This is a genomic window from Rhodococcus sp. AH-ZY2, from assembly GCF_030916465.1.
Taxonomy (GTDB): domain Bacteria; phylum Actinomycetota; class Actinomycetes; order Mycobacteriales; family Mycobacteriaceae; genus Rhodococcus; species Rhodococcus ruber.
The window spans coordinates 3,856,995-3,883,802 of the sequence record NZ_CP126458.1 but is presented as its reverse complement, the minus strand read 5'-3'; the positions used below and the strand labels follow the sequence as shown (position 1 = coordinate 3,883,802).

27 protein-coding genes are annotated in these 26,808 nt (G+C 68.1%); 18 read left to right on the top strand and 9 right to left on the bottom strand.

The genetic code is table 11. The features are described 5' to 3' along the window. Positions 1-16 precede the first annotated feature (16 nt). The gene (locus tag QNA09_RS18640; protein ID WP_010593324.1) at positions 17-409 is read right to left on the bottom strand and encodes a type II toxin-antitoxin system VapC family toxin; all 393 of its coding nucleotides are present in this window, start codon (positions 407-409) and stop codon (positions 17-19) included. After that, positions 394-642 carry a type II toxin-antitoxin system Phd/YefM family antitoxin gene (locus QNA09_RS18635; RefSeq protein WP_029539937.1) on the bottom strand — a complete coding sequence of 83 codons (249 nt, stop codon included), beginning with the start codon at positions 640-642 and terminating at the stop codon, positions 394-396. Before QNA09_RS18635 ends, QNA09_RS18640 begins: the two co-directional genes overlap by 16 nt. 186 nt (positions 643-828) lie before the next feature. Between QNA09_RS18635 and QNA09_RS18630 the strand changes: the two genes are divergently transcribed. The 3 genes from QNA09_RS18630 (at position 829) to QNA09_RS18620 (ending at position 4,736) form a co-directional block, all read left to right on the top strand. Then, positions 829-1,887, top strand: a complete 1,059-nt coding sequence (locus QNA09_RS18630; protein ID WP_010593322.1) for a mannan endo-1,4-beta-mannosidase — start codon at positions 829-831, stop codon at positions 1,885-1,887. A gap of 363 nt (positions 1,888-2,250) precedes the next feature. Then, entirely contained in the window at positions 2,251-2,748 is a 498-nt protein-coding gene (locus QNA09_RS18625; protein WP_119700016.1) for a hypothetical protein, read from the top strand. Between the two features lie 245 nt (positions 2,749-2,993). Continuing rightward, positions 2,994-4,736: a hypothetical protein gene (locus QNA09_RS18620; protein WP_157179996.1), complete on the top strand. Its 1,743-nt coding sequence runs from the start codon at positions 2,994-2,996 to the stop codon at positions 4,734-4,736. A 33-nt stretch (positions 4,737-4,769) separates the two neighbouring features. On the opposite strand, the gene QNA09_RS18615 is transcribed toward QNA09_RS18620, so the two are convergent. After that, a complete protein-coding gene (locus QNA09_RS18615) occupies positions 4,770-5,663 on the bottom strand; it encodes a helix-turn-helix transcriptional regulator (protein WP_119700015.1) in 894 nt (297 codons plus the stop codon). 311 nt (positions 5,664-5,974) lie between these two features. Between QNA09_RS18615 and bsh the strand changes: the two genes are divergently transcribed. From bsh to QNA09_RS18570, 9 genes are all read left to right on the top strand, one after another. After that, positions 5,975-6,946 (top strand): choloylglycine hydrolase, encoded by a 972-nt coding sequence (gene bsh / locus QNA09_RS18610; protein WP_119700014.1) that lies wholly within the window; start codon positions 5,975-5,977, stop codon positions 6,944-6,946. A gap of 287 nt (positions 6,947-7,233) precedes the next feature. Next, positions 7,234-8,256: a zinc-dependent alcohol dehydrogenase family protein gene (locus QNA09_RS18605; protein WP_119700013.1), complete on the top strand. Its 1,023-nt coding sequence runs from the start codon at positions 7,234-7,236 to the stop codon at positions 8,254-8,256. A 52-nt stretch (positions 8,257-8,308) separates the two neighbouring features. Next, on the top strand, positions 8,309-8,788 hold the full coding sequence (locus QNA09_RS18600) for an MFS transporter (RefSeq protein WP_244213175.1): 480 nt from the start codon (positions 8,309-8,311) through the stop codon (positions 8,786-8,788). 553 nt (positions 8,789-9,341) lie between these two features. Beyond that, on the top strand, positions 9,342-9,671 hold the full coding sequence (locus QNA09_RS18595) for a PadR family transcriptional regulator (RefSeq protein WP_119700012.1): 330 nt from the start codon (positions 9,342-9,344) through the stop codon (positions 9,669-9,671). Positions 9,672-9,673: 2 nt separating this feature from the next. Then, entirely contained in the window at positions 9,674-10,042 is a 369-nt protein-coding gene (locus QNA09_RS18590; RefSeq protein ID WP_119700011.1) for a DUF1048 domain-containing protein, read from the top strand. Continuing rightward, the gene (locus tag QNA09_RS18585) at positions 10,039-10,833 is read left to right on the top strand and encodes an ABC transporter ATP-binding protein (protein WP_119700010.1); all 795 of its coding nucleotides are present in this window, start codon (positions 10,039-10,041) and stop codon (positions 10,831-10,833) included. Before QNA09_RS18590 ends, QNA09_RS18585 begins: the two co-directional genes overlap by 4 nt. After that, on the top strand, positions 10,830-11,603 hold the full coding sequence (locus tag QNA09_RS18580) for an ABC transporter permease (RefSeq protein ID WP_119700009.1): 774 nt from the start codon (positions 10,830-10,832) through the stop codon (positions 11,601-11,603). Before QNA09_RS18585 ends, QNA09_RS18580 begins: the two co-directional genes overlap by 4 nt. 228 nt (positions 11,604-11,831) lie before the next feature. Next, the gene (locus tag QNA09_RS18575) at positions 11,832-12,455 is read left to right on the top strand and encodes a GyrI-like domain-containing protein (RefSeq protein ID WP_119700008.1); all 624 of its coding nucleotides are present in this window, start codon (positions 11,832-11,834) and stop codon (positions 12,453-12,455) included. Between the two features lie 207 nt (positions 12,456-12,662). Then, a complete protein-coding gene (locus QNA09_RS18570; protein WP_119700329.1) occupies positions 12,663-13,229 on the top strand; it encodes a dihydrofolate reductase family protein in 567 nt (188 codons plus the stop codon). Between the two features lie 204 nt (positions 13,230-13,433). Here the strand turns inward: QNA09_RS18570 and QNA09_RS18565 are convergent, their stop codons facing one another. After that, entirely contained in the window at positions 13,434-14,618 is a 1,185-nt protein-coding gene (locus tag QNA09_RS18565) for an MFS transporter (RefSeq protein ID WP_119700007.1), read from the bottom strand. A 139-nt stretch (positions 14,619-14,757) separates the two neighbouring features. On the opposite strand from QNA09_RS18565, the gene QNA09_RS18560 reads away from it, so the two are divergent. Continuing rightward, on the top strand, positions 14,758-15,210 hold the full coding sequence (locus QNA09_RS18560; RefSeq protein ID WP_119700006.1) for a MarR family winged helix-turn-helix transcriptional regulator: 453 nt from the start codon (positions 14,758-14,760) through the stop codon (positions 15,208-15,210). Between the two features lie 679 nt (positions 15,211-15,889). Here the strand turns inward: QNA09_RS18560 and QNA09_RS18555 are convergent. From QNA09_RS18555 to QNA09_RS18540, 4 genes are read right to left on the bottom strand one after another with little or no spacing between them, the layout of a single operon-like run. Then, positions 15,890-17,503: a glycosyltransferase family 39 protein gene (locus tag QNA09_RS18555; RefSeq protein WP_208643852.1), complete on the bottom strand. Its 1,614-nt coding sequence runs from the start codon at positions 17,501-17,503 to the stop codon at positions 15,890-15,892. After that, entirely contained in the window at positions 17,500-18,933 is a 1,434-nt protein-coding gene (locus QNA09_RS18550; RefSeq protein WP_119700004.1) for a glycosyltransferase, read from the bottom strand. The genes QNA09_RS18555 and QNA09_RS18550 overlap by 4 nt, the downstream gene beginning before the upstream one ends. Further along, positions 18,918-20,426: a hypothetical protein gene (locus QNA09_RS18545; protein WP_119700003.1), complete on the bottom strand. Its 1,509-nt coding sequence runs from the start codon at positions 20,424-20,426 to the stop codon at positions 18,918-18,920. Before QNA09_RS18545 ends, QNA09_RS18550 begins: the two co-directional genes overlap by 16 nt. Further along, positions 20,396-22,369: a hypothetical protein gene (locus QNA09_RS18540; protein WP_119700002.1), complete on the bottom strand. Its 1,974-nt coding sequence runs from the start codon at positions 22,367-22,369 to the stop codon at positions 20,396-20,398. Before QNA09_RS18540 ends, QNA09_RS18545 begins: the two co-directional genes overlap by 31 nt. Positions 22,370-22,694: 325 nt before the next feature. Here QNA09_RS18540 and QNA09_RS18535 point away from each other — a divergent pair, with 325 nt between their 5' ends. From QNA09_RS18535 to QNA09_RS18520, 4 genes are all read left to right on the top strand, one after another. Further along, the gene (locus QNA09_RS18535) at positions 22,695-24,494 is read left to right on the top strand and encodes a hypothetical protein (RefSeq protein WP_234420107.1); all 1,800 of its coding nucleotides are present in this window, start codon (positions 22,695-22,697) and stop codon (positions 24,492-24,494) included. Positions 24,495-24,563: 69 nt separating this feature from the next. Beyond that, positions 24,564-24,725, top strand: a complete 162-nt coding sequence (locus tag QNA09_RS18530; protein WP_017681462.1) for a hypothetical protein — start codon at positions 24,564-24,566, stop codon at positions 24,723-24,725. Between the two features lie 218 nt (positions 24,726-24,943). Next, positions 24,944-25,243: a SelT/SelW/SelH family protein gene (locus QNA09_RS18525; protein ID WP_010593303.1), complete on the top strand. Its 300-nt coding sequence runs from the start codon at positions 24,944-24,946 to the stop codon at positions 25,241-25,243. 187 nt (positions 25,244-25,430) lie between these two features. Further along, on the top strand, positions 25,431-25,655 hold the full coding sequence (locus tag QNA09_RS18520) for a hypothetical protein (protein ID WP_017681461.1): 225 nt from the start codon (positions 25,431-25,433) through the stop codon (positions 25,653-25,655). Positions 25,656-25,682: 27 nt separating this feature from the next. Here QNA09_RS18520 and QNA09_RS18515 read toward each other — a convergent pair whose 3' ends face one another. After that, positions 25,683-25,859 (bottom strand): hypothetical protein, encoded by a 177-nt coding sequence (locus QNA09_RS18515; RefSeq protein WP_017681460.1) that lies wholly within the window; start codon positions 25,857-25,859, stop codon positions 25,683-25,685. Between the two features lie 258 nt (positions 25,860-26,117). Between QNA09_RS18515 and QNA09_RS18510 the strand changes: the two genes are divergently transcribed. Further along, positions 26,118-26,768: a hypothetical protein gene (locus QNA09_RS18510; protein ID WP_017681459.1), complete on the top strand. Its 651-nt coding sequence runs from the start codon at positions 26,118-26,120 to the stop codon at positions 26,766-26,768. The last annotated feature ends 40 nt before the right edge of the window (positions 26,769-26,808 follow it).

Sequence of the window (26,808 nt, the reverse complement as noted above, 5' to 3'; positions counted from 1 at the left end):
GATCGCAGGTTGTCCTTCAGATGGTGTCGACCTCCAGTAGGTGTTCGATGCCGCGGAGATCGTCCGCGTTGCGGGTGACGAGTCGGGCGTTGTTCGCGTGCGCGGTGGCGGCAATCATCAGATCGAGTGCTCGAGGCCGAGGTTTGCGACCGTACGCGTGCACGGCCGCGGCAAGCTGTCCGTAACTTCGAGCGACACTGGCGTCGACAGGGAGTGGCTCGAACGCGCGCTCCACGGCGACCAGGCGCTGCAACCGCTGAGCGCGCTGCTGCGCGGTGGTCGCGACCAGGACTCCGAAGTGCAGTTCCGCCAGACTCACGGCGCTGATCGCGACCTCGCCGTCAATGGGCGGAACATCCCTCGCGATCAGGATGCTCGTATCGAGTACCGTCCTCACCGCGATGCCCACGGGTCCGCGATCGGGTCGTCGATCAGGTTGCGGTCTGCCTCCCACGTCGGATCGGTGTCGGTTCGAAAGATGCCGGCGACCTCGTCGAAGGCACACCACGTCTTCCGGCCGGCCGGGCCGAGGATCGCACTCGGGCGGCCGGCGACTGTGATCAGCATCGTCTCTCCCGCTTCGGCACGCTTGACGTAGTCGCTGGCGTGCTGGCGCAGTTCCTTCAACCCCACACTCTCCATACCCGATGGTAGCACTAATGCTACTTATGGACTTCGACTTCGTGCGTGGCGAGTGCCGGATTGCAGAGCTCTGTTTCGACCACCGGCGGACGGCTCGCGCGGCAAGTGGACCCGAACCGGTCTTCACCTGCCGTCGATACAGCGGACGGTCTTCCTGCCGGGCCGGCAAGGGGCTACCGTTCGCGCATGCGCGCAGCCGTGGTCGTGGCCTGCCTGATCGCGGCGACCGCGTGCGCGCCACCACCGCCGTCCGAGTCGCCGGAGCCGCCGCCACCGCCGCGCGTCGCCGTCGACCACCGCGGCCTGACCCTGGACGCAAAACCGTGGTGGCCGGCCGGGCTCAACGCGTACCAGCTCGCCTCCGACTGGGACGTCAATGGCGGCTGCGGCGCGCAGGTGGATCTGGATGCGTACTTCTCGTCCCTGCCGCCGACGTCGCTGACCCGGTTCAACGCCTTCCAGGCGCTCGCGCTGAACCGGGTCACGGGGACCCTGGACTTCTCCGCGATCGACGCCGTGTTCGCCGCCGCGGAACGGAACGGGCAGCTGGTGATGCCGGTGCTGTCCCCGCAGGACGGCGCGTGCGGCAACGAGCTGTACAAGGATCGCGCCTGGTACGAGCACGGCTGGACCGTGCGCCGGGCGCCGTACGCGGTGAGCTTCGCGGACTGGGTGCGGCTGGCCGTGGACCGATGGCGGGTCTCACCCGCGCTCGCCGCATGGGACCTGCTGGGTGAGCCCGAGCCGGGCGTGTGCGGCGACGAGGTGTGCAGCCTGCCCCGACGTTCGTGCCCGGCCGACTCGGCGCAGCTGCTGCGGTCGTGGATCGACGCGGTCGGCCGCATCGTGCGCGAGACCGATCCGCGGCACCCGATCACCCTCGGCCTGATCGGCGGGGATCAGTGCGGCAGTGCCGGGGACGGCTACGCGCAGCTCGCACAGTCGCCCTACCTCGACGTGCTGCAGTACCACGACTACGACGACGCGGCGTGGCTGCCGGTGCGCCTCGGCCAGGTGACCAAGCCGATCCTGGTGGCCGAACTCGGCATCGAAGCCGGGAGTTGCCTGTCGCTCACCGAGCGCGCCCAGCGGGTGGACGAGGCGCTGACCGGCTACCGCGAGGCCGGTGCCGCCGGTGCGCTGCTGTGGGCGTTCGTGCCCGATCCGCGCGGTGACCAGTGCACCTACGACGTCGGCCCCGGCGATCCGGTGCGTGACGTGCTGGCGCGACACGGGAGCCGCTGACCTGGGCCGTCGAGCAGTTGGTCGAGTCCTGGCCATCGACCTCTCGGGGTCGAAGAGGCTATGCCGGAGCCGAATTCAGCTGATCCGAGCGGAAATGTGCTCGACAGCGGACGCCTTTCGTTCCTGACCGGTCGTCCTGGCGAGCCCGCACCCTTCCTGCAGTGGTCCGGCTACTTCACGGCGGATGGACCTTGTCGTCTGCCGAGCCGTGCGAACTATGTCAGCCCGGACCGCAATCCCTCAGACGTGGGATCGACATCGGTGGACTTCGGGCCCGAGGATCGATATCGGAGAGACGCGCGACTACATGGATATTCGACCCTGCAGTCGACACCTAGGCTCGGACCCGGAAGGAAAAATCCAATGAGTATCGTGGCAATCGCGGCTGTGGCAGTTGCGATCAAGCAGATGGCGGAGTCGCTGAGAACCGTTTACGGCGTCCTGGACGGCGACCGGGGCGTCGCTATCGCAGTTGCAAATCACACGTCGCATGAGCTCGAAATTGCCTGGACTTCATTCGACCACGGCGGATGGGCAGAACCGCCGGATCAGATGGTTCCGCCAGGAGAAGCCTCCCTGTTCTCGGTGAGAGACAAGGGCTTCATGACAGGAACAAAAGGGTGGCTGACATACAGCATCAATGGCTCGGACCCTCAGTGTTGGGCGCAGATCTTCTGGGATAATCCCTTCTTGGGGCAAAACAAGGCGGGGTGCTGGGATTTCAGCAGGGTCCCTGTAGGGGATGTCATGAAGAAGATGTTCCCCGAGGGTCTCCCGGTGAGTGCCGCGGGCTACCGGATGACCGCCATTTCGGGCACGGGAAATATTTGTCAGAACAAGTACGAGGTGTTCGAGGGGTGAATGAGACGTCCCCGATCCGACAGCGGCCCGGCGATCCGGTGCGGGGCGTGCTTCCCGGCACGGAGCCGCTGAAATGTGCCGTGTCGTCCCGCGAGTGCACGGACGTGCGCCCGGCCGTCATCTAACATCGAGCCACCGTGCGTCGGTTCGTTCGAACGTACGTGTCCGCCAAACGGATACGTCCGAGACCCGCGCGACGGAGGGCCCGCGGCCGCGGTGCTCCGGTGAAGGGGAGGAACTGCGGTATGAGGCGATCCCAGGGATTATGGTCGGTGGCGACGGTCCTGGCCGTGTCGATGTCGGCATGCTCCACCGAGTCGCCGCCGTCCGAACCGGCGGCCCCCGATTCCGCACCGGCGCACGTCGCGTCGGCGCCGGTGGAGGCCGGCGGGGTCGAGCTCACCGTGCAACTACCGGAGGGGGCGGTCACGGTCGAGGGGGCAGCGGGGGTGGCGCCGGTCGGCACCGAGTTGGTCGTCGATCCGCTCGACCCCGTCGACACCGGCGACGGCGCGGCATTGCGTTTGAGCCGGCCTGCCGCGTCGATCACCCTCGGAGGCGGGCAGCAGCCCGAGTCGGCGCTCACCGTCCGGTTCCGGATCCCGGACGGTGAGGACACGTTCGACGATCTGACCGACGATCAGCAGCCCGTGGTGGTCGCGCGCAGTGACCGCAACCCGGACGTCTCCGAGCTGCTGCCCGCAACGTGGGACGAGGCAACCCGAACACTCTCCGCCGAGACGACCCACCTGTCGGAGTTCCGCGGCGGAGTCGTCGACTTCTCCGACATGCGGCAGACCGTCGAGGAAAACGTGGAGGGCTTCTTCGGCACGTCGATCGACGAACCAGCGTGCCACGGTGAACCGGTGACGATCGGCGACGTCACCTACGATGCGATCACCCCAGGTGAGAAAGTCGTCTACCCCTGCCTGGCCGAGGAGGACGGCAAGCTCGTGGTGTCGCTGCACTCGAACTCTTCCCTCGGCTGGATCGCCCGGTCGACGCCGCCGCCCACGGAGCGGGCGGAGACCACCGAACTGTCGGTGGGCGCAGCCGGCAACTCGATCGTCTACGGATCGATCCTCGCGTCCGACGTCGGCGACGGTGCTCTGCTGCACCCGCGGGGCGTCACCGATCTGGTGTACGACACTTCCGACGTGCCACGGACGATCGACCTGCGCGTGCACGCCGCGATGTCGCTGGTCGACGCCGCCGCGCACGGCCTGTCGATGGTGTGGGGCGGGAACACACTGCTCGACATGACCAACCCCGGCGACATCGTCGCCACCTTGGACTGCATGGGCGATCCGATCACGATGGAAGGCATCGTGTCGGCGAGCGACCGGGAGGCAGGGGACCTGAGCCGCAAGGCGATCGAGTGCACCACCACCGCCGGTGGGTGGGCCGTCAAATCACCCAGCTTCTCGCCGGCCGGCACCGCGCGGGAGGCGTTGGGCAGCTTCGTCACCGGGATCGGTTCGCTGCCGAAGAGCGCCGGCTTGCTGGGGTCCATGGTGGAGGGGCTGGGCGGCGAATTCACCGGCCGCAACTCGGCGACGGTCGTCCTCCGCGCCCGCGGCGGCGATGCGGTGGACATGTCGGACGTGCCCGAGGAGGTGTACGCCATCGACCGCTTCGAACTCGACAACCAGATGACCGAACCGGTCCGCGCGGGCCGCAAGATCGGACCGTACCTGTATCAACTGTCGACCGGTGCGGACCCGGCCGTCGAAGTGTCGTACGGGTGGTCGGCCCGTACCGGCGACGAACGGTACGGCGGGGAGCACTGCCAGATCACCGTCACCCTCACCGGGCCGGAGGGGGAGCGTCACGAGGACCACAAGTCTGCCCGCTGCTCCGACGGGTACGCGTCGTCGTTCGGTGGACTGACGAAGTTTCGGGTAACCACCCCGGGCCAGTACACGCTGCGGCTGCAGGATGTCGTCACCGGTCTGAGCGCGGAGTCGACGTTCACCGTCGAGCGGTGAGACAAGGCGACGCACTCGACGCGACGGCTCGGGTCAGCTGGATGCTTCGGTCGCCGGGTGGGCCGGGAGGTGCGTGGCGGCCCAGCTGGCGAGAACCTTGAGCCGGTCCTCGGATGCGGTTGCGGGTTCGGCGGTGTAGATGGTCAGGTCCAGGACCCAGTGGTCGTCCGCGGCCAGGTCGAGGGAGTGGTAGACGAGGTCGAGCGGCCCGACCACGGGATGGTTGAACTGCTTGCTCCCGGCGTGGTGGATGCGGACATCGTGGGCCGCCCACCGGGTGCGGAATTCCTCGCTGAGCGTGGACAGTTCGCCGACGAGGTGGCGCAGGTCCTTGTTGTGGGGGTCGCGGCCGGCTTCGGCACGCAGCAGTGCGACGGTGACGTTGGCGGCGCCGTCCCAGTCCGGGAAGTAGTCCTGGGCGCCGGGGTCGAGGAACTGGAACCGGGCGATGTTGGCGGGTCTGCGGTCGTCGGTGAACAGCGGCGAATACAGCGCGCGGCCGAGCGCGTTGGTGGCGAGGATGTCCATGCGTCCGTTGCGGACGAACGCGGCGGAGGCGGTCATCGAATCGAGCATCCACTGCACCCTCGGCCGCACCTGAGCCTGTTTGCGGGCGCGGGGTGCGCGGTGGGTGGGCCGGGCGGCGCGGGCGAGGTCGAACAGGTAGGTGCGTTCGGCCTCGTCGAGTTGCAGTGCCCGGGCAACCGCCTCGAGGACGTCTTCGGAGACGCCGCCGATGTGCCCCTTCTCCAGGCGGGTGTACCACTCGGTGCTCACCCCGGCCAGCACGGCAACCTCCTCGCGTCGCAGCCCGGGGACCCGCCGGCGGCCGCCGCCGGCGGGTAGCCCGACCTGCTGCGGGGTCAGCCGGGCCCGCCGGGTGGCGAGGAAGTTCCGGATGTCGGCGCGATTGTCCACGCCGTCCACGGTACGTCCGGTGTGTCGCCGAGGGAGGTTGCAGTTGTTCCCCCATGAACGCGACCTCCCGTGCGGGCGGTGCGCGCTCGAGTTGCAGCAGTTCAGTGTGCCGACCCCGATCTGGGATTCGGGATCTCGAGGGAATCGAGGATGCTCACGGCGTCGTCGGTGAGCGGATCGACGGCGGTGTGTTCGTGCCCGGCGATTGTGACTTCCTGGCAGCGCCGCGCTGACATACTGGAAGAAACTCGCAGAATCAGACATCCTGAACTTGCGCGCAGATGCCGATACCGTGGGTCGAGATCGTCCGGAGGAGCCGTATGTGCACAGCCGCCAACTACACCGCCAAGGACCACTACTTCGGCCGGAACCTCGACCTCGAGTATTCGTACAGGGAATCGGTGACGGTCACGCCGCGTAACTTTCCGTTCGAGTTCCGCAGGGTGCCTGCGCAGAGGACGCATCACGCCATGATCGGTATGGCGACCGTGGCCGATGGTTACCCGCTCTACTACGACGCGACCAACGAGAAGGGCTTGAGCATGGCGGGGCTGAATTTCCCCGATAATGCCGACTACAAGCCAGTCTCGGAGGACGGGATCAATATCGCGTCGTTCGAGTTCATTCCCTGGGTCCTGGGACAGTTTGAGACCGTGGCTCAGGTGCGAGACGCACTGGCAGACGTGCGCATCGTCGACCTCGCGTTCAGCGAAGAGTTCCCACCTTCCCCGCTGCACTGGATCATCTCCGACCGGAACGAATCCATCTCTGTCGAGTCGGTCCGAGAGGGCCTGGAAGTCCACGACAATCCGATCCAGGTCCTCACCAACAACCCGACATTCGATATCCAGTTGTTCAACATCAACAACTACATGAGTCTGTCCGTCGATCCGCCGGAACCGCGATTCTCGAAAGAGATACCCTTCGACACCTACAGTCGCGGACTTGGTGCTGTGGGATTGCCCGGAGACCTGTCCTCGATGTCGCGTTTCGTCAAAGCTGCCTTCACCAAAGTGAATTCGGTATCGGGCGAGTCGGAATCCGAGGCGATCAGTCAGTTCTTCCATATTCTCGGCTCCGTGGAGCAACAGCGGGGATGTGTTCGGCTCGACGGCAAGTACGAGATCACCATCTACTCGTCGTGCTGCAATACGAGCAAGGGCGTCTACTACTACCGGACCTACGAGAACAGTCAGGTCACCGGCGTGGATATGCACAGAGAAGATCTCGACGGAAGCGCCCTCGCGGCATACCCGCTGGTCAAAGAACAGCAGATCCTCATGCAGAACTGAGCCGGGAGACGGCAGGGTCGTTGTGCTGTCGTGTTCGGGCACGACGAGTCGTAGTCATACAGCAAGTGTGTCATTTCCCGAACCCGCACCGCTGTCACCGGAGCGAACGCCAGATCGGTCCCGAGAATCGGTCGACCTGGTGCGACTCGGGTCCGGTGTGTCGCCGAGGGAGGTTGCAGTTGTACCCCCCATGAACGCGACCTCCCGCGCGGGCGGTGAGCGGGGTTCCATGGGAACCGGGCCGGAGACATGCCGGACCTCGAGTTCGAACATCAAGGAGCACCGTCATGCGAGGAGCAGTCCTGCACGCCCCCGGCGACGTCCGTGTCGAGGAACGCGCCCGTCCGTCCCTCGTCGAACCCACCGACGCGATCATCCGACTGTCCGCGAGCTGTGTGTGTGGCTCGGACCTGTGGCCCTACCGCGGGGTCGAGACCTACGACGGCCCGATCCCCATGGGCCACGAGTACGTCGGCATCGTCGAGGAGATCGGCGAGGACGTCGCCGACATCAAGGTCGGCGACTTCGTCGTCGGGTCGTTCTTCGCGTCCGACAACACCTGCGAGATCTGCCGCGCCGGCTACCAGAGCTCGTGCATCCACCGGGTGATCATGGGCAGCCTCGGTTCCCAGGCCGAGTTCCTGCGGGTTCCGCTCGCGGACGGCACGCTTGTGCCCACACCCGGGATGCCCGATCCGGAGCTGATCCCGTCCCTGCTGGCTGCCTCGGACGTCCTCGGCACCGGATGGTTCGGTGCGGTCGCTGCCGAAGCCGGACCGGGCAAGACCGTCGCGGTCGTCGGCGACGGAGCCGTCGGCCTGCTCGCGGTGCTCGCGGCCAGGCAACTCGGCGCCGAACGGATCATCGCGATGAGCCGCCACGAACCGCGCCAGCGGCTGGCCCGCGAGTTCGGTGCCACCGACATCGTCGCCGAGCGCGGCGACGCGGGCGTCGCCCGGATCAAGGAGCTCACCGGCGGGCTGGGGGCGCACTCGGTGATCGAGGCCGTCGGCACCCAGGAGTCGATGATGCAGGCCATCCGGTCCACTCGGCCCGGCGGACACGTCGGGTACGTCGGTGTCGCCCACGACGTGCAGCTGCCCGGTGACGAGCTGTTCTTCTCCCACGTGCACCTGCACGGTGGTCCGGCCCCGGTCCGGCAGTACCTGCCCGAGCTGATCGACCTGATCTGGAACCGAAAGATCAACCCGGGCAAGGTGTTCGACCTCGAGCTGCCGCTCGGGCAGGCCGCCGACGGGTACAAGGCCATGGACGAGCGGCGCGCGATCAAGGTGCTGCTCCGCCCCTGACCTCCGGTCGCCCGCGCCTCGAATCCCGCCCCCAGGCCGGGCGCTGGGGATCGTGCTCAGCCTGCTCACCGTCTTCGGCCCGATCTCGATGGACCTGTACCTGCCGGTCCTGCCCGCGCTCACCGCCGACCTCGGGGCGAGCACGTCGGCGGCGCAGCTGACCGTCACCGCGTGCCTGCTCGGGCTCGCGCTCGGGCAGGTCGTCTCAGGTCCGCTGTCGGACCGATTCGGCCGCCGTCGCCCGCTGCTGCTCGGCGTCGCCGCCTACATGGTGGCGTCCGCGTGGTGTGCGGTGAGCCCGAGCATCGAGACGCTCGTCGCGGCGCGCCTGGTGCAGGGGGTGACCGGCACGGTCGGCATCGTCATCGCCCAGGTCGCCGACCGTGATCTGTACTCCGGTGCCCGACTGCTGCGGTATTACGGGCGACTCACCGTCCTGGGTGGTCTGGCGGCCATCGTCAGCCCGGTCATCGGCGGGCAGCTACCGCTGGATGAGCTGATCGAGGTGTACTCGTTGAACCGGATGCCGTAATGATGGATCGACCAGCCACATCCCACCTGCGACGATCCACATTCGTCCTTCGCCGTCGTACGACACCTCCGGGTACGGCGAGAAGACAGCCAGACGGCACTTCGATGCAAAGGTGACCGGGTCGAGCACCGACAGCAGGCAATACCAATCGCTGAGGGGGTTCGGTTCGACACTCGAGTCACCCCCGGGATGCACGACCCATATCCACGGCCCGGCAGTTCCGCCCGCAGATCCCCTGATCGGAACACTCTCGACCTCACCGGCTGTCAGATCCGGCCGGATCGGTGCCTGTCGTCCTCGCAGGTCGACCAATCGTCGCGGATCGTTCCCGACGAAGAACGTGCCCGTCAGGGCCACAGGCCGGCTGCGCGAGACCTGTATCCACTCGATCGTCCTGAGCCGCAACAGTTCACCTCCTCGACCTCGGCTCCACTGGCAGGTTCCCCGTGTCCGGCAGGGTCGAAAAATCTCCCACTACTAAGTGTTGCCACCTACCGGTACCCAGTGATACTTTCTACCGGTAGTCAGCGACACCAGGTACTGGGAGAGAGTGATGGGCAAGCAGGCGACCGAGATGCTCAAGGGAGTCCTCGAGGGCATCGTGCTCGCGATCCTCGCGACACGGCCCGCCTACGGGTACGAGATCACCACACAGCTACGCGAGCAGGGCTTCACGGACATCGCGGAGGGCACCGTCTACGCCCTACTCGTCCGGGTCGAGCAGCGTGACCTCGTCGACGTGGAAAAGGTTCCATCCGAGAAGGGCCCGCCGCGCAAGGTGTACACCCTCAACGCGCGGGGGCGAGACCGACTCAGCGAATTCTGGAGGAACTGGAGCTTCCTCGCAGAACGTATCGAACAGCTGCACGAAGGAGAGAAGTGATCATGGCCGCCAAATGGATCGAATTCCTCACCGGATCACTCGAGCAGAAGAAGCAGTTCAAGCGGTACAAGGCCCGGATCGAAAAGCTCCCGGAACCCTACTCGAGCACCGCGAAGGCCTTCCAGCGGTACCTCACCTACTACGGTGGCATCACCGACGGCGGCACCCTCGTGACGATGCTCGGCGACTCCGCCGACTTGTGGGAGCGCGCCGCGGCCGACGGAACTCCGCTCCGGAAGATCGTCGGCGAAGACCCCGTCGAGTTCGCCGAGACGTTCGCGGAGGCCTACACCGGCGCGCAGTGGATCGACAAGGAGCGTGCTCGCCTCACCAAGACGATCGAGGACGCCGAACGCAAGGAGCAGCGATGACCACCGCCATCAGCGTCAAGGGCGTCGAGAAGTCGTACGAGCAGTTGCACGTGTTGCGCGGTGTCGACTTCGAGGTCGAGGCAGGCCGCATCTTCGCGTTGCTCGGCTCGAACGGCACCGGCAAGACCACGCTCGTAAAGATCCTCGCCACGCTGCTGAAACCGGACGCCGGGCAAGCCGCCGTCGCCGGCTTCGACGTGGTCGAGGACGCCGCCGACGTACGCGAATCGATCAGCCTCACCGGCCAGTTCGCCGCCGTGGACGAGATTCTCAGCGGCCGGGAGAACCTCGTGCTGATCGCCAAACTGCGCCATCTACCCGATCCGAAGGTGGTGGCCGACCAGCTGCTCGAGCGCTTCTCACTGACAGCAGCCGGGGACCGAAAGGTCTCGACGTACTCGGGGGGCATGCGCCGGCGCCTCGACATCGCGATGAGCCTCATCGGCAACCCGCCGATCGTGTTCCTCGACGAACCCACCACCGGGCTCGATCCGCAAGCGCGCATGGAGGTGTGGCAGGTCGTTCGAGACCTCACCGCAAGGGGCACGACCGTCCTCCTGACCACGCAGTACCTGGAGGAGGCCGAGCAGCTCGCCGACCGGATCGCGATCCTGCACGAGGGCCGGATCATCGTCGACGGCACCCTCCCCGAACTCAAGCGCCTGCTTCCCCCCTCGAAGGTGGAATACGTCGAGAAGCAGCCCACCCTCGAAGAGGTCTTCCTCAGCATCGTCGGTGGCGGCGCCGGCGCCGAAAATTCCAGGGCCACAGATGGAAAGGAACCGAAATGACCACCCATGTCGTCGCCGACACCGCGGCCCTCACCGGACGATCCCTGCGCCACATCACCCGCAGCCCCGACACCATCATCACGACCGCGGTCACGCCGGTGGCCATCATGTTGCTGTTCGTGTTCGTCCTCGGCGGCGCCATCGACACCGGCGCCGGAACGGGCACAGCCGCGTACGTGAGCTACCTGCTGCCCGGCATCCTGCTCATCACCGTCGCCTCGGGCGTCGCGTACACCTCGGTGCGACTGTTCAACGACCTGCAGGGCGGCATCGTGGAACGTTTCCAGTCGATGCCGATCTCCCGGTCCTCGGTGTTGTGGTCACACGTCCTGACCTCCCTGGTCGCCAACCTGACCGCACTGGCCATCGTCGTCGGGTTCGCCGTCCTCATGGGGTTCCGTTCCGGGGCAAACATCCTCGAATGGCTCACGGTCGCTGTAATCCTCATCCTGTTCACGCTGGCGCTGACCTGGCTCGCGGTCATCGCCGGCCTGTCGGCGAGCACCGTCGACGGCGCGGGGGCATTTGCCTACCCGCTCATCTTCCTGCCGTTCGTCAGCTCCGCCTTCGTGCCCACCGAGTCGATGCCGGGCCCGGTGCGGGCATTCGCCGACAACCAGCCCGTGACGTCGATCGTGAACGCGGTCCGCGACCTGCTCACAGGCCAGCCAGTGGCCGGCGACCTGTGGGTGGCCCTCGCCTGGTGTGCCGGCATCCTGGTCGCCTCGTACACCGCAGCGGTCATGATCTACCGACGCAAATTCTCCTGACCGTCATCACGGCGGAACAGTTGCAGCACGCCCCCTTGACCCTCTCCACCTGACGCCGCAACTCTCAGACCGCTCGACCAGCCCAGATCGACGCTCGAATCGCCGCGCTGCCCGCGGTCCAGAGAGCGGATCCGCATCTTCCGCCGCCCGCGCGCGAGGTGTTCTCGCACTCACTCAGCCTGCTCGAGGCGGAAAGGATGTGGCTCGCAGCGCGAGTCCGGGTACCCGATGACGGAGAAGACTGATTTCAAGAGGACCCTCGACGCCTATCAGGCACGACGGGGCAAGTTCCGCCTGGTCGACGTACCGACGATGCAATACCTCATGATCGATGGCCGTGGCGACCCCAATACCTCTCCCGACTTCGACCGGGCAGTCCGCGCTCTGTACCCCGTGGCGTACAAGCTGAAGTTCGCCAGCAAGCGCGATCTGGACCAGGACTACGTCGTTCCGCCACTCGAGGGATTGTGGTGGGCGGACGACATGGATTCGTTTACCGCGGCGCGGGACAAATCACGATGGGACTGGACCATGATGATAATGACGCCGGACTGGATCGACCACGCGATGTTCGCCGCGGCCGTCGAACGCGCCGGGGCCGGGAATCGCCCCCAGGGCCTCGACGACGTCCGCCTCGAGACGCTTCACGAAGGCCGATGCGTGCAGACACTGCACGTCGGCCCCTTCGACGACGAAGCTGCCGTACTCGCGCAACTTCACGAAGAGTTCGTCCCGGACAACGAATTGCGCCTGACCGGAAAGCATCACGAGATCTATCTCACCGACTTCCGCAGGACCGCGCCCGACCGACTGCGCACCATACTCCGACAGCCGGTCGCCCCAGTCCTCTGACACCGAAGGAGAGCACGATCTCGTCGAGTCCGGTCAGCCGGCGCTGCCGCCGGTGCCCACTCCGGCATCGGTCGGCGATGGACCGGAGGCGGCGCTTCCGGCCTGCACGTGGGAGGAGGTCGCCTGACGCTCGTTCGTCCACAACGATTCGGCAATAACTTGTGCGGCGTCGCGATGAGTTTCGCCCTCCGGGGCAGTCTGATCTGCATGGGCAAACTCATCTATGGCTTCAACGTGTCGGTGGACGGGTACATCGCCGATGCGCAAGGGAACATCGACTGGAGCGATCCGAGCGAAGAACTGCACCAGTACTGGAACGACTTCGAGCGGGAGACCGCCCTGTCGTTCTACGGGCGGCGGCTCTACGAACTGATGGCTGCCTACTGGCCGACTGCCGACAAGGCCCCGGACGCCACCCCTCTGATCGTCGACTTCGCCCGCATCTGGCGCGACATGCCCAAGGTCGTGTTCTCGCGCACCCTGGAGTCCGTCGAGTGGAACTCCCGCCTGGAACGCGGTGACCCGGTCGAGGTGGTGACGAAGCTGAAAGCCGAAACCGACGGGACGCTGGAGGTGGCCGGCGCGACGCTGGCCGCACCGATCGTGCAGGCGGGACTGGTAGACGAATACCGGCTCGTGGTCGCCCCCATCGCCGTGGGCGGCGGCACCCCGTTCTTCCCGACACTGCCGTCATGGATCTCGCTGCGACTGTTGGAGAACCGCACCTTCCCGGGTGGCGCGGTCCTGCTGCGCTACGAGGCGAAATACGACTGATCGGCCATACACCGCCAGGCGAGGTGCGGATGCACTACGCGATACACGACTCGAGCGGCCCGCAATTACTGCTGCTGGACGGCGGCCGCGCGGAGTTACGAGAACGCTCTGGCGAAGTCGTTCTTCCAGAGCCTGAAAGACCGCTACGCCAGTCCGATCGGCGAGCCTCGGCGGGCCGGTGGACGCGAGGTCAGCGGGCGAGGGTCAGATGTTCACGAGCGTCGAGTCCGCCGGCGCCTCGGCACTCGGCCGATCCATCGCCGTGGCGATCCGCAGCACGACGAGGCCAGCGGCTGTGACGACTGCACCCGTCCAGATCGGGGAGGTGAAGCCCAGGCCGGCTGCGATGGTCAGTCCGCCGAGCCAGGCACCGAGGGCGTTGCCCACGTTGAAGGCGGCGATGTTGGCGCCGGAGGCCATGGTGGGGGCGGCGGAGGCGTAGTTCATGATTCGCATCTGCAGGCCGGGGACTGTCGCAAAACCGAAGGCGCCCATGAGGAACAGCGAGAGGATCGTCATGGCCCGGTTGTCGGCGGTCGCGGCGAAGACGATCAGGACGGCGGTCACCAGCGCGAGAATCCAGGTCAGCGCCGGGGTGAGGGCCCGATCGGCTGCCTTGCCGCCCAGGTAGTTTCCGACGAACAGGCCGGAGCCGAAGACGATGAGCAGCCACGGCACGCTGGATGTCGCGAAGCCGCTGACCTCGGTCAGGGTGAAGGCGATGTAGGTGAAGGCGCCGAACATGCCGCCGTAGCCGAGGACGGTCAGCGCGATCGAGAACCAGACCTGCTTGTTGCGGAACGCGTGGAGTTCGCCGCGCAGGCCGCCGTGCGTGGCGGCAGGGGGAGTGGCCGGCACCAGGGCGGTGATGCCGACGAGCGCCGCCACGCCGATTGCGGTGATCGCCCAGAAGGTCGAGCGCCACCCCAGTTGCTGACCGAGCAGGGTGCCGAACGGAACTCCGAGGACGTTGGCGATGGTGAGGCCGGCGAACATGATGGCGATGGCGCCGGCGCGCTTGGAGGGTGCGACCATGTCCGCAGCCACGACCGATCCGATGCCGAAGAACGCGCCGTGGCACAGGGCCGCGACGATGCGTCCGCCCATTATGACCTCGTACGACGGAGCGAGGGCCGACAGCAGGTTGCCGACGATGAACAGCACCATCAGGGACAGCAGGGCCCGTTTCCGGTCGAAGCGGGTGAGGGCGGCGGTGAGCAGGATCGCGCCGAGGGCGACCGAGAGCGCGTACCCGGAGATGAGGTAGCCGGCGACGGACTCGCTTACGGCGAAGTCCGCAGCGACCTCCGGTAGTAATCCCATGATCACGAATTCGGTGAGGCCGATCCCGAATCCGCCCATGGCGAGGGCGATGAGGCCTGAAGGCACGTCGAGTTCCTTTCGAAGGTCTGCGCGTCAGCGCATAGAGCGCGTGTGCAGTAGTTGCAGACGCCTCATAAATAGTTGCACGCGCTCTATGCATGCGCAAGCGGGTAGTATCGGCGAGGGCAGGAAGCGAGGAGGCGACGTGGGCATTGCGGACGATGCGGTGGAGATCCGCGCGCAAGGTTGGCGCACGCTGGCCGCGCTGCACGGGGCGCTCGACACCGAGCTCGAACGCGCCCTCCAGCAGCAGCACCAGCTCTCGGTGGTCGAGTACACCGTGCTCGACGCGCTGAGCCGGCAGGACGGCTGGCACATGCGGATGGCGCAGCTCGCCCGTGCGGCCGCGCTGAGCAGCAGCGCGACGACCCGGCTCGTCAATCGTCTCGAGAAGCGCGGATTGCTCACGCGGATCCTGTGCGAGGACGATCGCCGCGGCATCTACACCGAACTGACCGCCTCCGGGCGCGAGCTGCTGGACAGTGCGCGTCCGACGCACGATGCCACCCTCGAAGCCGCCCTCGGCGAGGCGTGCGAGATCCCGGAGCTGGCGCCGTTGGTGCGCGCATTGCACGAGCTGCCGCCGAGCCCGCGCTGATCCCGGTGCTGTAGACCCGGCACTGGGGATCCGTGCCGGTGCGCGTCGCCGGATCGAGTACACGTGTTCGGGCGCGGCAGAGAAGATTTCGGGACGGCAAAGCAGACGGAGACCCTTCGGGTCCCTGACTCGTCGGCCCCTTCCCCAAGCAAACCCACGGACCATGCCCCGATACCGCGTCTCGGCCAGCACGTGTGGCCGCCTGCCGAAAAGGCAAGCGGCTGAGCTGGACCCGGTCGGACGTGTCGACCCGTGCTCGATCGGGTGCCCGGTGCCGTTCACCGGGACGAAGGATTGCCGGATGCGGTTGGTTAGCGTCGGACCCGCACGGAAAACGACGTGACCGCGTGCGCCTCGGTCACCGGAACGGCCCTCGCACGCACGCAGGGAAACACCGATGGCCCCGGACCCGGCGGTCGGGTGCGGGGCGGGGTGCAGATCAGGTCGTCGGCGGGCTCGCGCAGGTCAGCGCAGCGGACGACGCCACGTCGGGGCGTGTGGCACGCGGCCACTTGCGGGGATACGCGCCGGGAATCGGCGTGTGGATACAATCCACCTCACGGTGCATGACAGCTCCATCTGTCGTGTGCCCAGACCCCGGTTCGGTGTTGGCGCACCGGCCGGGGTCGCCCCGTTTTCGGGGTCGGTGCAGCGATGGTGGCACGCTGCCCGCCGCGCGTCAACCGATCCGGTACAGACGCCAGGTCGGCTGGTTGTCGCCGTCGTTGGGGATCTCCAGATCGAGGGTCGCGATGTCGGCGCCGTTCTCGAAAACGGTGGGGTAGCGGCGGTTCACCGCATCCGAGACGCCACGGCCCTCGTTCGGCACGGTCAGCAGATAGCGCACGCCGTTCGCGGCGGGGTCGTTGAGGATGCGGGTGAAGTCGGCGTCGGAGGGGACGACGAACTGCTCGGGCCGGTCGGTGGCGGTGAGCACCGCGAACCCGTACACGGTGTCCATCACCACCGAGCCGTCGGGCAGGTCGAGGTCGTCGAGATAGTCGGCGACGCGGCGTTCCGTGCCGAACGAGGCGATGATCCGGTTCTCCTGGTCCCGCAGCTCCGACGTGTCGTCCGGGTCGGGAAACAGCACGGTGCGCAGCGCATGCTGCTCCTGCGAGAGGTTCGCATCGCCCATCGCGACGAACGTGACCGGCACCGACACCGCGAGCGCGAGCGCCCCGACCGGCGCGAGGGAGCCGCGGTCCTGCGGGCGCACCGTCGCGTGGGCGCCGAGCCGCCGCGCCCGCAGCTGCCCGCGACGGGGCGCGAGCTGCACCACCCACATCGCCGCCAGCGGCACCGCGGCCAGGTAGAACCGCAGGAACGGGAACGTCATGCCCCGGAAGTACGACAGGGCCGCGAACGCCAGCACCGCCCCCAGCACCACGAACGGCACGACCGGCTCGAAGTCCCGGCGGCGCCACGCCAGCACCGCGACGACCGGCGCGAGCAGCGGCAGCGCCGGCCCCAGCACCAGGATCTCGGCGACGGAGAACGCCAGCGCCGCCAGACCCCCGGCCGAACCGCCGCCGCTCTGCTCGAGGATCGCCGCGTTGCCATACGACGACGAGAACTGCTGCAGCGCTTCGCCGGTGATCAGCCAGCTCGTCGCCGCCCACACCAGGAACGACAACGCCACCGGCGACGCGACGAGGATCGCGTCGAGCAGCGCCGGACGCCACCCGCCCGTGCGCCACCGCGTCACCGCGACGACGAGGACGGTGACGGCCGCGCCGACGGCGAGCGCGTCGTACCGCGCCAGATACGCCAGGCCCACGGCGATCCCGGCGACGGCGAGGTCGTGCACGTCGTCGGTGCTGATCCAGCGCACCAGCCGGCGCGTCGCCCAGCACAGCAGCATCAGGAACGGCGCCTCGCTCATGCCGTTGGCGCCGTAGTACACGATCATCGGGTTCAGCGCGAACAGCGCCGTCACCGTCCACACCAGCCACGGCGACGCGCCGCGGTCGCGGGCGAACAGGTGCACCTGGGTGACCGCCCCGGCCATGAACGGCGCCGACAGCGCCACCGCCGTGATGCCCCACCGGGTCAGCGGGGGCCACCAGTCCGACAGCGCCACCAGCGGCAGCTGCAGCAGCGCCGTCAGGGGAGTGAACACGAACCCGATCGCCGCCAGGTGCGGGTCGCGGCTGTGCAGGGCGCTGCGCGCGGCCGCCACGCGGCTGAGCGAATCGCCTTGGAAATAGGCCACATCCAGCGCGAGGTACAGGCCCGCCGCCGCGTACAGCAGGCAGGACAGCCAGAACACCCGGGCGGCGCTGCTCCTCATGAGGACAGCCCGTGGAAGGTCTTCTCCCAGTACGAGGGATTGCGGATCAGCTGGTAGGTGCCCTTGATCGCGGCGACCGACATCATCAGCCAGTACAGCGGCACCGTCAGGCACGCGAGCCACAGCGCCGAGTTGCCGGTCTCCCGGCACGCGACCAGGTTCATGTACAGCACCGCGGAGTTACCGAACACCAGGGAGATCAGCGCGGGGAAGTACACGTACCAGGGGAAGATCTCCTCGACCAGGAACGGCTGGCCCAGCAGCCACGAGATGGTGATCAGCCAGAACACCATGTTCAGGCACGCGATGATCGGCGTCCCGGCGAGCAGGGTCGTGAACCGGAGCATCCCCACGGTGCCGATGCCCCGCCACAGTTGTACGGGCCGGCGCACGTGCACCAGCCACGTCTGCAGATAGCCCTTGTACCAGCGGGAACGCTGCCGGATCCAGTTGATCGGATCGCTGTTGGCCTCCTCGAGCGTCGTCGAGTCCAATACGGCCGTACGGTAGCCCGACTCGGCGATGCGCACCCCCAGGTCGGCGTCCTCGGTGACGTTGTACGGATCCCACGCGCCGATCTCGTCGAACACGCTGCACCGGATGTGGTTCGACGTACCGCCCAGCGGAATCGGCGAATTCGAGCGCATGAGCCCGGGCAGCACGAAGTTGAACCACAGCGCGTAGTCGGCGGTGAACCACCCGGTGAGCATGTTCTGGGTGCCGTTGTGGAACGCCAGCTTCGCCTGCACGCACGCGACGTCGTCGCCGAGCCGGTCGAACGCCACCGCCACCCGCCGCAACTGCAACGGATCGGGCAGATCCTCGGCGTCGAAGATGGTGACGACGTCGCCGGTGGCGAAGTGCAGCCCGTAGTTGCACGCCTTCGGCTTGGTCCGGGGATCCGCCGCCGGCACCAGCAGGATCTCCACGATCTCGCCGAGGCCCGCCTCCCGCGCCGCGGCGATGGTGACGGCGTCGTCCTCCTCGAGCAGCAGCAGCACCTGCAGCTTCCCGGCCGGATAGTCGATCGCGGTCATCGCCGCGATCAGATCGCCCACCACCTCCGGCTCGTTGTAGGCCGGCACCAGCACCGTGTACGTCGGCAGGTCCTGCTCGGGCACGGCCCGGGCCTCGTCGTCGTCGACGGTGAAGATCGCGTCGCGCGCCAGGCCGCGGGAGAACAGCAGCAGCCGGTCGGCGAGCGTGGCGATGTACCCGGCCGTGCACACCGCCGTGAGCACGGTCAGCGTCGGGATCGTCGCGAACACCAGCGCCAGGATCACCACCGCGACCAGGCCCAGCGTCAGCCACTTCTGCCACGGCACGAACGCCACCGACGCCGACGACAGCGGCCGCTTCTCCCGCAGCCCGTACACCGCGTCGTGCAGCGCCGCGGCCTTGAACTCCTCGTCGACTAGATGCCGCGCCACTGCGCCTCCACCAGTTCACGGCCCACCTCGGTGAGCATGTCCAGGTCCTTGTACTCGGGGTCGGAATCCTCCACCGACGCCCGGCCGCGCAGGAACACCGACAGCAGCGCGCTCGCGTTCGACGCCATGTTCGGGGTGGGCTGGGGGAACGGGGCGTCGAGCTCGTGATTGTCGACGGTCATCAGGCTCACCCGCTGCGCGAGGACGTCGCCGCGCGTCCACACGAAACTCATCAGGCTCCACGTCAGCAGTAGGTCGTCGTCCACGACGGTGAAGAAGTCGGCCTGCACACCCCGGCCGAGGTCCACCCGGATCTTCGGGCTCACCCGCGCCTGCCCGAGGTCGTACATGGTGTGGACCGGATACACCTCGAACACCCCCACCCGCCGCACCTGCAGGGTCTGCACCGCGACGGTCCGCGGGCGCGAGAGCCGGTCCCAGTCGGCGCGCGGCTCGACGGCGCGGATCATCTGCCGGCGCAGCTGCGCCGTCGACCCGAAATACCGTCGCGGCCAGTCGTAGTCGACGGACCCGATCTGATACCAGCCGACGGGGACGACCTGGCTGACGGTGCCGCTCGGCGGCGGACCCACCGACACGGGCGTGAGCTGCTGATCGGGCAGCGGCGCAGCGGCCAGCACGACGGTCGCGGGCACGATGAGCAGCAGCGCGCGGGCCGCCTCCCGCGGCGACACCGGGTTCGGCGGCAGGGTCCGCGGCGCCAGGCCCCGGTACCGGTACAGGTAGAACGCGGCGCCGACGACGAGCGCGGCCACCGCCGACGGCACGATCTGCGCGACGGCGACCCGCGCATCCGGGTAGCGGGTGGTCACCACGACCAGCAGCGCCAGGCCGAGCAGCATCGTCGCGCCGAAACCGATCAGCGCGCGGCGCCGGGTGCGGCCGACCGCGACGGCGATCGCGACCGAACCCAGCAGCACCATCAGGAACCCGGCGGCGAACTTGCTGCCCCCGAGCTGCACGAGCATCGCCCGGTAGGCCAGCGGCGAGGTGCCCAGCAGCAGCAGCCACACCGGCCAGTAGCGGGAGGTCACCCGCAGCCCGAACAGCAGCACACACATGCCGATCACGAACAGCCACGCGGACAGCACGTCCAGGTGCATCATCTGGTAGTTCGGCCCGTACCGCGGCAGCAGCAGCCACTTGACGGCGATCGCGATGAGCAGGACGGCACCGCCGACGATCCGGTCGGTCTGCCGGTCGTGGATCGGCAGCTCGCCGCGCCGGCGCCGGGTGACGCCCTCGGCGGCCAGCACCGCGAACGGCGGCACCAGCGCCACGTAGCCGCCGCCGGTGCCGCGGGCGACCTCCTCGGACAGCGCCAGCCACGTGGTCCGGTAGCCGATCAGGGTCGCGGCGACGATGATCGCCCAGCGGGCGCTGGTGTGCGCGAACAGTGCGGCGCGCTCGGTGGTCGTCACGGTGCTCATGGCGGGTCCGATCAGTGCGGGCGCGGCCGGCCGCGACGCCATCGCAGCGCGCCGATCACAGCCGCGGCGAGGCCGGCGGCAAGGACGATGCCGCCCCCGACGAGCACCCACGTCGTCGACGCGGCGAGGGACTGCTGCGAGGTGGACTCGGTGGCGGGGTCGGTGAGCGCGAGTTCGACGGGGTCGCGGTCCGCGGTGGTGAACAGCACGTCGCCGTCGAGCTCGGCCCAGCGTTGCGGCTGCGCGGCGAGCCAGCCGAGGGTGCGGTCGAGTTCGGCGGGCACGTCGGTGGCGGCGGCGACGAGGACGGCGCGCTCGCCGTCGCGCGCCACCTGCAGCGACGCGAACTCGACGTCGGTCGGGAAGGTGACGGTGGTGGCGTCGCCGGTGGCCGGGTCGACGAGGTCGAGGGTGCGGCCCTGCGTGCCGGTCAGCGGCAGTTCGAGCTGCTCGGGGACGCGGCCGTCCGCGGCGACGACGATCGCGGGGGTGCTGCCGGTGGCGGCCTCGTCGAGGCTCACCCACTCGGGGTCGAGCGGCACCGACGTCAGACCCTGCAGCCCGGCCACGAGCGCGACGGCCCGGGCGGTGTCGGCGATCCCGGCCTCGGTGGCGGCGACGTTCACCTTCGGCAGCAGCGCCTGCGGCAGCGACCGGAACCCGCCGGGCTGCGGCGGATCGGCGGGTTCGGTGGTGACGCGGCTGCCGGCGTCGACGGTCAGCGTCATCGGCTGCTGCAGGCCGCACTGGTGGGTGCCGCCGGTGGAGCGCAACGACACCACCACGTCGGTGACCCGGCCGAGCACGGTGTCCGGCACGGTGATCCACCGATCCAGCCGGCCCGTCGCGTCGGCGGGCCACGAGTCGACGACCGAGTCGCCGACCGTCACCGACACCAGGCCGCCCTCGGTCGTGGGCAGCGGGGTGTAGGAGCCCTGCAGGTTGATCCGCAGATTGTGGGACGGCCGTCCCAGACGGGTCTGGTCGATGCCGAGCGGCACCTCCACCACGCCGACGCCGGTGTCGGTGAGGGCCCCGAGACCCAGTTCGCCGAGGGTCGTCGCGTCGGGGGACAGCCGCGGCGGCAGACCCAGCGTGCCGACGGTGGCGGCCGAGGCCACCGCGACCGACGAGATGTCGCTCGTGACGAGGCGGGCCTGGTTGCGCAGCGCGTCGGCGTTGCCCGTCACCGCCAGGGCCGGGACGCCGCCGGGCACGTCGACGAGGGCGGCGGCACCGGCGCCGTCGGTTTCGACGATCGCGATCTGCCGGGTGAACGGCCCGGCCGGGGCGGGCGGCACCGCGTCGTCGCCGGGCAGGGGCTGCACCGTCACCCGCAGCGGCCGACCCGTGTACTGGGCGGTGACGGCCGCGGTGAGATCGAGTGCGGTGGCCGACTCGGCAGGGGTGGGGTCGGCGGGCAGCGACAGTTCCAGCGACTCGAGGATCGGCGGCAGGAAGTCGGCGACCACGGCCGGCGGGGTCGGGGCCCCGGTGTAGCGGACGCGCCCGTCGCGCAGCACCACCGACCGATCCGTCCAGTCCTCGGGGCAGATGCCGTCGAACGGCAGCAGATGGACGGTGAGGGTGACGGTGACGGCCCGGTCCATGACCGGTGCCGCCTCCAGGGGCAGCGAGACCGGCACCAGGGTTCCGGCGGCGGGCAGGTCGATGCGGGCGAGCAGCAGGCCCTGCGACTGGACGTCGATCCAGCCGCGGGAGACGTTGGCGGGCATCTGCACCGTCGTGTCGAACGCGGCGGGCCGCAGCCCGTCCGGCACCGGGACGGTGAGGGTCGCGGTGTCGCTGTGGCCGCGGAAGGCGACGGTGTCGCCGAATCCCAGGGTCTGCGTGCCGAAGACGACGTCGCCCGGCGGGTCGACGGGGTCCTGCGCGGCGGCAGGAGCTGCGGCCAGCACGGTCAGCGCGGCGAGGGCGGGAACGAGGAGTGCGTGTCCGGCACGGCGAATTGTCTGGGTCGGCACGTCGGGGACTTTACGGTTGATCGGTACGAAATGTGGGACAAGTGGAGCAACATCGCGCTTGGGCGTGTTTCTGACGGAGACCTACGACAGCAGGTCTCGTGTCTTCTTGCGGAGGCATTCGTAAGGTGCTCGACCGGCCAGGGCACGGTGGACTCGATCGTAGTTGTAGTGGCCCCACACTGTTGGAGGCGCTCGGCGACCAGGTTCGCGTCATAGATGACCTCACCCCCGAGGAGTCGGTAGAACTCGTCGGAATCGACGCGGTGAGAACTCTTGACCGTCTCATTTGAGACTGGGTGGCAACATTTCGGCTAGTCTCACCGAAATGAAGTGGGGTCGAACCGGTTTCCGGGCAGTATTGGGCGCCGCGCTGTGTTCGTTTCTCGTGATCTCCGGTTGCTCGGGCAAACCCGAGGTCGAGAAGATCGAGGTCTCGCCGGAACAGCAGACGACGTGGCGTTCTGTCGATGGCGGCGTGACGGTCGAAATTCCAGGCTCCTCGGTCGACTCGGACGGCGAGCTGCGCATCGACGCGGCCACCACGCCGGACGGCCGCAGCGGTTGGTCGATCGAACTCGACGGGGCCGAGCTGACCGGTGACGCTACCCTGCGTTTTCCGGTGGGCGAACTCGAACCAGGTGAACCGGTTCCGACGGTCACCTATGCCGAGAGCCCGGAGTCCGAACCGACCGTGGCTACCGCCGTGCGCTATGAAAACGGCGAAATCATCGTCACGACCGATCATTTCTCGTTCTGGCTGGTCGACCGCTGGAACGACGTGCGCGCGTCGGCGGCTACGTGGCTGCGCGGACGATTCGACGACATCGCGAGCCTCGGATACGGGTCACCGCCCACATGCCCCGGCGAGAACGAGGTCCGTAAGGCAGGCTTCGATGTGACCAGCGATCAGGGCAAGCGCGTGTACTGGTGTCTCGGCCAGGACAAGGAGTCGCCGCTGTTGAAGGCGGTGAATGCGCGCGGTTACGGCGTCTCGGTGGAATACACTCCCGGCCTGGAGTTCACCGGCACGGACCGTAAGGACTGGATCGGGCACGCCGCCGACTTGCTACGTCCCGCACCGAGCCGATTGGGCAATCGCGTCGAGCTGCTACCCGCGGGCAGTGAGATCGAGTTCGACCTCGTCGGGCGCCGGGCATCCGACGGGGTGATGATCAAGCCGGACCCGGCGAGCTACCTGCTGACTGCGCTCGACTTCGGCGTCGGCACCTACGCGATGGCGATCGAGCGGGTGGGCGGGCGCGCCGGCGCCGAGAAGTTCCTCGAGGCGATGAAGGGCGCTACCTGCTTGAGCTCGTTCAGCAAACTGGCGGCCTCGGATCCCGCCGGTGCGGGCGAGCTGACGCAGTTCTTCGCCACCGCATTGAACATGGCGCTGGACTGTGCCGAACTTGCACTCGAGGAAGCGGATCTGGGCCCGATCCTGTCGACCATCGTAGCCCCGGTCCTGTGGGTGGTGGACGGGGTGCGCACCGTCATCGATGGCATTGTCGGCGCGGTGGAAGGCATAGATCACAACGGCTACCAAATCATCGTGAGCCGTCCGGTGGCAGACACGGAGGTCATCGATGTCGTTGCCGTCGACCGCACCGGTACCCCACTGCCCGGGTGGAGCGCGCGCAACCCGCGACGGACGGTCATCGACTGCCAGTACCCCTATCCGTCGGTATCCTCGCGCGGCGCCGATATCGTGTCCTGCGGTTCCACTGCAGACAGCGCACACACCTGCTGGATCCATCCAGACCGCAGATCTCTGACCTGCGGGATCGACGTATGGAAGCAGGAGTTCTTACAGTACCGGCTCGAAGAGCCCCTCGGCCCAGTGCCTGCCGCGACAGATGTGGCGCCCGAGTGGATCGAACTCGACGACGGCACCCACTGCTTCCGCAGACACGGCGGCGCGTGGGGCGGGCGAGCCGACGGTATGGTCGGCGCGTATCACTGCGAAGGCGCGGATTATTACGTCCTCGCCGCAGATGGCCCCGCGGTCGACACCGGAACCCGGCAGTGGACCGTCAAGGTAGGGGGACTAGGCAACCCCGACGAGGTTTTCCCCGCACCGAACGTGGTCGGGGTCGTGCGGGCATACTTCACCACCTCGCCTTAGGCGACGCAATATCGGTCACACTTGCGTCCGCGTTACCCATCGGCGACGAACTTCGTACACACTGGGTGTATGTGGTGGTGGGTTGCGGCGATCCTCGTCGCCTGGCTGATCGTCTCGGTGGCGATCGGCCTGGTGCTGGGCAAGGTGCTGCGCGTGGCCGACACCGAGGAATCCCTCGTCGAGATCCAGCGCGCCGAGCGCGAACGCGACCGTCACAGCGCCCAGTCCTGACCCGCGGAACGGCCCCGACCGGCACAAGATCATTTGTACTCGCGAGTAACTATCTATCGGACTAGTGTCTCTGTGTCGCCTTCCTGTCCCCCCTGCGAAGGCGACAACTCGCGAGCCGGTTACCCCCCATCACCGGCTCGCGTCGAGGCCCCGCCGATTCGCCACCACGGTCGGCGGGGCCTCACCTTCTTCGAGCGGCCGGCCGATACGCTCGGGCGGTGACCGAGCCGCGCACCGCCCCCCGCATCACCATCACCTACTGCACGCAGTGCAACTGGCTGCTGCGCGCCGGGTGGATGGCGCAGGAACTGCTCAACACCTTCGGTACCGATCTCGGCGAGGTCGCGCTCGTGCCCGGCACCGGCGGGATCTTCGTCGTCACCGCCGGCGACCGGACGGTGTGGGACCGCAAGACCGACGGCGGCTTCCCCGACATCGTCACGCTCAAGCAGCGGGTGCGCGACGTCGTCGATCCCGGGCGGGATCTCGGGCACGCGGACCGGGGGAGCGGAGCGTAACAAACGGTCACCCGAGATCCTTGATTCCCGTTACCGCTCTTGTGGTTTCGGGCGGGTGGATCCGAGGCCGAAGGTGCTGCCGTGCCCTGGGAACTCTGCGCGGCTTCTTCTTCGCCGATGTAACGTTTCGGGGATTTGCCCGATTCAACCGACCGTCAGGTCTTTTCCTCTTCGAATCGAGGTCTTCGTGAAGCGTCTTCTCGCCGGCATCCTGGGCTGTGCCGCCATCACCGTCGCCGTGCCGGCCACCGCAAGTGCGGCCACCGGAAGTACCGATCTGCTTCCCTACATCCTTCCCGCCGTGATCTGCTCTCTCACGTCCGGGTCCAGCCAGTGCGCGCTGGTTCCGCTTCCCGCGCCGGGCGGCGTGATCGGCGCTGCCGACCCGGCGCCCCTCGCCGTGGCGGAATAGGACCAGACGCAGCTGCCGCGGACGTGCTCAGACCCTGACCGGGGCCCGGACGATCGTTTCGGGCTTGGTCGGCGCGGCGGGCGCTTCCGCGGCGCGCGTCGGGCGGGACCGTTCCTCCCGGAGCCGGACGGCGTCACCGGCCACGACCGCGACCAGCACCGACAGCGCTGCCCACAGAACCAACAGGCACAAGACGATGTCCATGCGTCGAACCCTAAACGATGCCAGTTGAGTCCATCGTTTCGTCCGCGGCGACGGGCGCGGGCTGGAATAGTCCGCTGAAACGACACCGAGAGTGCAGATTGGAGGCGGGCGTGCGGGCGCGCGGGGCGCCGCCGGAAACAGACCGACCGACTCGCATGTGAGGCCGCCTCGGGTTACGGTGTCCCAGAACATTCCGACCGGGGGGTCGAAGTGGACGCCGCGACTTCTCGCGGAGACGCCGTACTCGAGGGAGCTTTGATGCAATCCGTTCTGAAGAAGACTGCCGTGACCGTGGCCGGGGTGGGAGCACTGGCGCTGTGCGTGCCGGGGACCGCGTCCGCCGCAGGCAATCCGAACGTCTCGGCCTCGGGCACGCCGGGCTCGATCACCGTCGACTTCGACTTCGCCGGGGTCGACGTGTCCGCCGGCGTCACCTGCGTGTCGTACGTGTCGACCAAGCAGAGCGGCCTCGACGCCGCCGACCCGTCGGGCCGCGCGGACGCGCAGGCCCCGGGCTCGAAGTTCTCCATCGAGAACACCAGCACCTCCGCGATCACCTTCGTGCAGGACGGGCAGCCCGTCTCGCAGGGCCCGCAGCCCATCGCCGCCGGCACCTACTACGTGTACTGGGGTTGCCAGGACGCCGCCGGCACCCAGTGGGACAACGTCGGCCTCCGCTCCGGAGCGCCGTTCCAGGATCCGATCGTCGTGAACATCGCCGGCGACGGCGCTGCGCCGGCACCCGCGGCCCCGGCCGCCCAGTCCGCGCCGACCAAGTCGGAGGGCACCGTGCCGCAGGCCGAGACCGAGGACGGGCCGAGCACCGACGACATCATCGACACCCCCGAGGAGTTGATCGGTCTCGTGATCGATCTCTTCGGCGGACTGCCGGACCTCTCGCAGAGCTGATCCCGAGCGCCCGCTGGCGGCATCCCCGACGGGATGTCGC